General features: G+C 40.8%; 3 protein-coding genes. 1 reads left to right on the top strand and 2 read right to left on the bottom strand.

What is annotated here, in order from left to right:
• Positions 1 to 112: 112 nt before the first annotated feature.
• A complete protein-coding gene (locus A0J48_RS25945) occupies positions 113 to 1,447 on the bottom strand; it encodes a cytochrome P450 (protein ID WP_200327455.1) in 1,335 nt (444 codons plus the stop codon).
• Positions 1,448 to 1,645: 198 nt separating this feature from the next.
• Between A0J48_RS25945 and A0J48_RS25940 the strand changes: the two genes are divergently transcribed.
• Positions 1,646 to 2,935: a Glu/Leu/Phe/Val family dehydrogenase gene (locus A0J48_RS25940; RefSeq protein ID WP_200327454.1), complete on the top strand. Its 1,290-nt coding sequence runs from the start codon at positions 1,646 to 1,648 to the stop codon at positions 2,933 to 2,935.
• A gap of 160 nt (positions 2,936 to 3,095) precedes the next feature.
• Here the strand turns inward: A0J48_RS25940 and proB are convergent, their stop codons facing one another.
• Positions 3,096 to 4,205: a glutamate 5-kinase gene (gene proB / locus A0J48_RS25935; RefSeq protein ID WP_200327453.1), complete on the bottom strand. Its 1,110-nt coding sequence runs from the start codon at positions 4,203 to 4,205 to the stop codon at positions 3,096 to 3,098.
• Positions 4,206 to 4,286: the final 81 nt, after the last annotated feature.

The raw sequence follows: 4,286 nt of genomic DNA, 5'->3' as shown, positions 1-4,286 counted from the left end.
TCTGCCTGACTACCCACTCAATTCTCCTCAACGTTTTTTTCGACTTTTTCAGCAAACCCTAATTAAGTCCGTAAAAAGATAGACATTAATTTCCATTCGACTACTAAATGTCTTAGGCTGAACGAAAAACAACCTTTAAACCATCACGGGGTTGAGGTGTAGGTATCATGGCTAAATCTAAATTTTGCCCTGGTACAAGTTCCCATTCATAACCACGCAATAACAACGCAGCAAATATTTTCATTTCCAATTTTGCAAATTCTTTACCGATACATTCTCTCATCCCACCACCGAAGGTAACATAACTAAAAGGCTTGGATTTATCCTCATTTCTATCTACACTAAACCTTTCTGGATCAAAAATTTTCGCATCTTTATAGATAGTTTCATCCTGATGAGTTTTCCCAGTTTGATATAGCACAGACCAACCTTCAGGAATACGATAACCATTAAATTCACAAGTTTGAACTACAGACCGAAACCCACCAGCTACAGGGGGAATAACTCGTAAAACTTCTTTGAGTATTTGGTCAAGATAAGTCATGTTTTGCAGATGTTCAGATGTTAGCGCACCTGTAAAATTTATTTGTGCTTGTTCTTTTCTTGCTGCTGCTAAAATGTCCGGGTTTTGTGCTAACAGCAAACAAAAAGAAGACAGTGCCGAAGTTAAGGTTTCATGTCCAGCAAATAGTAAAGTGAGAATTTGGTCTTTGAGTTCTTCAATACTCAAACTATTACCATCTTCATCCTTGGCATTTAACAATAAACCCAAAGCATCTTTCTCATCACTAGGTTGTTGTTGACGGTGCAAAATAATCTTTTCAATTTTTGCTAATAGCTGTTCCCGGCTTTTCAAAGCTTTACTAAATTTTGTCCCAGGTAAACGAATAGGAAGAGTAAATAAACCGCCAACCCATTCTTCAAATAATTCAACGAAATGAGCATCATTAGTAGTATCTGTTCCTACTAATAATTTACAAGCTACGTCAAAAGTATATTTTCTCAGTTCAGGATACCAGGTTAATTCGCCCTGATTTTTCCATTGCTGTAGATAGCTATTAGTAATTTCTACCATTGCAGGTACATAGCTTGCTAAAGCTCGTGGCTGAAATGCTTGAAATAATAATTTGCGTCTGGTTTGATGAATGCTCCCTGTTTGTGTTGCTAAAGAAGCTGTCCCAAGTAATACAGCAACACTCTCCGGCCATTTAATGGCAAAATTTTGATGTTCACCGCTAAATACAAAACGATTGGCTTCTGCTCCTATCATCATAATGGTGGGAGAGCCAAATATATTAGTTTTAAAAACATTGCCGTATTTCTTTTGTCTTTTGTTAGCAAAATTTGGATCAGTTAAAAAACTAATTGTCTCACCAATTACAGGTAAACCAAAGCTACCTGGTGGTATCGGTAATTGATTCTGAGATTTGATTTCTTGGAGTTTCATTTTTTGTTTAACGGATTAATTAATAAAACTTAACCAATTGTAATATATGTGTTGCTGTAAGTAGAGTAGTTGTTCTCAAACACAAAAGCTACCTAAAAATTGTAACAAAAACTACAAAATTGCTATTTTCTGAAAAAACAGGATAAGCTAACCATACATATCCGGTTCATCACAATATCGTGATGAGGAGTAAATATTATGGTTACAACCTCTCGCCTAGTTATAGAAACTCATTCTCCAGCGCATATTTGTCCGTTTGACCAAGCTTGTAGTTATTTAGAATGGGCTGCTAAAGAATTAAAACTAGACCAAGGAGTGGTAGAAATTCTCAGCCATCCTCGGAAAGTCGTCACTGTTTCCATCCCTGTGAAAATGGATAATGGGGAAGTACGAGTTCTAGCGGGACATCGGGTACAACATTCCGATATTTTAGGCCCCTATAAAGGTGGGATTCGTTACCATCCGGCAGTGACATTGCGAGAAGTTTCGGCTTTAGCAATGTTGATGACTTGGAAATGTGCTTTGTTGGGTATTCCCTATGGTGGTGCAAAAGGTGGAATTCCCATAGATCCTAAACAGTATAGTGTGGGGGAATTAGAAAGAATTAGTCGGCGTTATATTAGTGAGTTAATTAAAGATATTGGACCCTCAGTGGATATACCTGCCCCGGATATGGGGACTTCTGCCCGTGAAATGGCCTGGATGATGGATACTTATTCTGTTAATGTTGGTCATGCTGTACCCGGTGTGGTGACTGGTAAACCGCTTTCTGTTGGTGGTTCTCTAGGTCGAGAAATGGCTACGGGTCGGGGTGTAATGATTATTGTCCGTGAAGCATTAGCAGATCAAGGTAAATCTCTTGCAGGTGTGCGAGTTGCTATTCAAGGCTTCGGTAATGTGGGTGGTGCTGCGGCTGAATTATTACACGCAGCAGGAGCAAAAATAATTGCTGTTTCTGGAGGTGCGGGTGGTGTATTTTCGGAGGTTGGTCTTGATATTCCAGCTTTGAAAGCTTACGCTGCTGAAAATCGTCGGAGTGTGGTAGGTTTCCCCCAAGGTACGCCAATTAGTAATGCAGATTTACTCACTTTACCTTGTGATGTTTTGATTCCCGCAGCTTTGGAAAATCAAATCACAGAAGAAAATGTTCATCAGGTACAAGCGCGGTTTGTGGCTGAAGCTGCCAATGGACCAATAACCTTGGAAGCTAACCAAGTCCTAGAAGCCCGTGGTGTCACGGTTTTACCGGATATTTTGGCTAATGCTGGTGGTGTGGTGGTGAGTTATCTGGAATGGGTACAGGGTCTTTCTTACCTGTTCTGGGATGAAGAACGAGTGAACCGAGAAATGGAACATTTAATGGTGAATGCTTATCGTCATGTGATTCAACAGTCACAAACACGGGGAGTAAATTTGCGGTTAGCAGCTTATACCCTGGGTGTGGGTAGAGTAGCGCGAGCTTTGATGGATAGAGGTTTGTATCCTTAGTTATCAATGGATAATTGACAATGGATAATTGATATTGATTAATTTGGTCTTGTTTAATAGAAAGATCAAGAAGAACTTTTCCTTACTTTCAATCCTCTACGCTTGAGGGAGAGGTAATTTTCCATTGTCAATTGTCAATTGTCAATTTTTCAACCCCTTTTCAGGTAAGTACCAAGTTATCTCGGTGAACTACGGTTTCTGCACCTGCATAACCCAAAATGCTGGCAATATCCCGTGAATGACAACCGCGAATTTTTTGTAATTCTTCGCTGTTATAATTCACCAAACCTCTAGCAATTTCATTACCTTGGCTGTCACATAACTGCACAGCTGCTTGGGTTTCAAATTCTCCCTCTACAGCTTTAATTCCTGCTGGGAGTAAAGATTTTCCGGCTTGGGAAATAGCGTTAATTGCCCCTTCATCTAAATATAATTTTCCTGTCGGTACTAAACCATAGGCTATCCAGCGTTTCCTAGCTGATGTTGGTTCTGGTTGGGGTTGAAAATGTGTACCTATGGCTTCCCCTTGAATAATTTTTTCAATGTTGTGAGGAAAACGCCCCTGGGTAATTACAGTTCGCACACCAGCAGCGATCGCTATTCGGGCTGCGGAAATCTTTGTTACCATTCCCCCAGTTCCCCACTGTGAACCCTGTCCACCGGTTTGGATTTGTAATTCTGCCAATTCCTTCATATTACTGACTAAGCTGATAGGACGAGCGTCTGGTACAGAACGAGGGTCGGCTGAATATAATTTATCAACGTCTGTTAGTAAAAATAACCAATCTGCTTCGACTAAACTGGCAACTAAGGCGGAAAGGGTATCGTTATCACCAAATTTTAATTCCTCTACCGCTACTGTATCATTTTCATTGACAACGGGAATTACTCCCAATCCTAATAATTCCTGGAAAGTATTATAGGCATTCAGATAGCGGCTACGTTGCACTAAATCAGCCCTTGTTAATAATACTTGGGCTATTGGTTGTTGTAAAGTAGTAAATAAATCATCATAAATACGCATTAAACGACCTTGACCAACAGCCGCTACTGCTTGCTTGAGGGCGATCGCTTTGGGACGTTCTGTTAAACCCAGTCGCGCACAACCTACCCCCACCGCACCAGAGGAAACTAAAATTACCCGATGTCCTTGGTGTCTTAAGCCGCAAAGGGTTTCCGTCAAGGTAGCAATGGTGGAAAGGGCTAGTTGTCCTGTTTCTGGCTTAGTTAGGCTAGAAGTGCCGATTTTAACAACTATTGTTTTGGTCATTGGTCAGAAGAAGGGTGTGGGGTGTTGGGTGTGGGGTGTGAAGGAAGAAGAGGCAGGGGAAGCAGGGGAAGCCGGGGAGGC

The organism is Sphaerospermopsis aphanizomenoides BCCUSP55, from assembly GCF_001586785.1.
GTDB classification, from domain to species: Bacteria; Cyanobacteriota; Cyanobacteriia; order Cyanobacteriales; family Nostocaceae; genus Sphaerospermopsis_A; species Sphaerospermopsis_A aphanizomenoides_A.
This window is presented reverse-complemented; position numbering and strand designations above follow the sequence as displayed.